The organism is Pseudotamlana haliotis (assembly GCF_008806375.1).
GTDB classification, from domain to species: Bacteria; Bacteroidota; Bacteroidia; order Flavobacteriales; family Flavobacteriaceae; genus Pseudotamlana; species Pseudotamlana haliotis.
In genome coordinates this window covers 1-1,627 of sequence record NZ_WAAT01000071.1, presented here as the reverse complement: position 1 = coordinate 1,627, position 1,627 = coordinate 1, and the positions used below count along the sequence as shown (strand labels likewise).

At 28.7% G+C, this 1,627-nt stretch carries 2 protein-coding genes; both read left to right on the top strand.

The window, feature by feature from the left end; all coding sequences use genetic code 11:
• A partial coding sequence (locus F6U93_RS14725) for a Crp/Fnr family transcriptional regulator (protein WP_191963536.1) occupies positions 1-458 on the top strand: 458 nt, incomplete at its 5' end.
• 172 nt (positions 459-630) lie between these two features.
• The gene (locus tag F6U93_RS14445) at positions 631-1,359 is read left to right on the top strand and encodes a hypothetical protein (RefSeq protein WP_150940936.1); all 729 of its coding nucleotides are present in this window, start codon (positions 631-633) and stop codon (positions 1,357-1,359) included.
• Positions 1,360-1,627 lie beyond the last annotated feature (268 nt).

Here is a 1,627-nt window from a genome sequence, read left to right as displayed (position 1 = left end):
CTCTATATAAAACCGTCACACCAAAGGTAGACACTTCAATGCGTGCTTACTTAAGTTCAAGAGAAGGGAAGGAGTACACAAAAAGTTTTTTTACACCTGTTAGTTTTGTGGGCGCTTTTACGGGGCTTATTGAACAAAAACCATCTAAACTTATTTATGAAATGCTAACAGATTGTAAAGTGTATGAATTAAATTATTTGGAATTCATGATACTTTGTAAGCAGGATATCAATGTGAGTAATTTATATAATAAGGTTCTAGAATATATTTTTATAAAATATGAAGAACGTCAACTTGAATTGATTTCTTTAGATGCCACAGAACGCTATCTAAAACTCTGTGAAGAAATGCCGGACTTAGAAAGGTTAATACCTCAGTATCAAATTGCCACCTTTTTAAGTATCACACCCGTGCAATTAAGTAGAATTCGGAAAAAATTAAAAGAAAGTAAGAAATAAATAAACACAATTTGTTTCAAGGTACTTGCTTTAAATGGATATATGCCTAATTAAAGATGTAGATGTTTGCATAATTCTTGCCTGTTTTTTAATCTTTGAAGATTGTTAATTCACCTTAAATAAGTCAAATCTAACAGAAACCCACTCTTTGCTTAGAACATAGTAAATACTTATGAAAAAACTCTTAACCATTTTAATTTTTGGAGTTTCAATTTTGAACGCCCAAAATGAGTTTAATGATTATTTTGTATATAAAAATAAAGACACGATTAAATGCAAAATAACAAAAGTTAAAAATCAATATATTTATTTCGATTTATCTCCAGATAATAAATTTATATTAAAAAGAGATATGTCAAAAAATTTGAAAGCTAGAAAATCTACCCAGCCTCGCTATAAAAAACTGCACTATACGCCCAGTCGTTTATTCTTTTATCAATGTGATGACATATTTCTATCTTCTAAAACTAAAGAAGAATTAGAGTTGAATAAAATTGAAAAGCCAGAAGATGGATTTGCACATGTATATTTTTATAGGCCTAATTCTGATCCGAGACTAGATGGTTTTATTATTAGAGAAGGGGATTCTAAAATTATAAATTTAAAAATTAACAGTTATTTTTTAGTTAAAGTTAAGGCCGGTACAGAACATACTTATTATGTTAATAAAAGCCTGTCATCAAAGGATAAGGTTAGTGTTTTAGCGAAAAACAAAGGGATATTTTTTATTCAAGGATTTTATATTGGTTGTAATTATTCTGGAGGTTTGGGTTTTAATGGTACGATTATGCCAATGGGCAATGGAAGAGATTGCGGTAATAACCTTTCAATAAATGAGGATGAATATGCTGAACTACAGGTTCTTTCCATGTATAAAAAGCCGAAACGAGTTACCTATTAAATGTTACATATCCAAACAGATTATACCTATAGTTAGGTTTCTTTAATCAACTTATAAATGCTCTATAATGTTAAAATTTAAGTTTTTATTAACATTTCGTCAATTGTTAACGTAATGTTAAGTTTATATTACTATATTTGGTAAAAAGCATTAAAGATTACCAACTAACTAATTAACCAGACAAAAAAAAGCAGGTCATAATTGACCTGCTTTTTAATTTATTATATTGTCACGTCCTGAAATAGCGATACACTAAAACCTTAGTGTA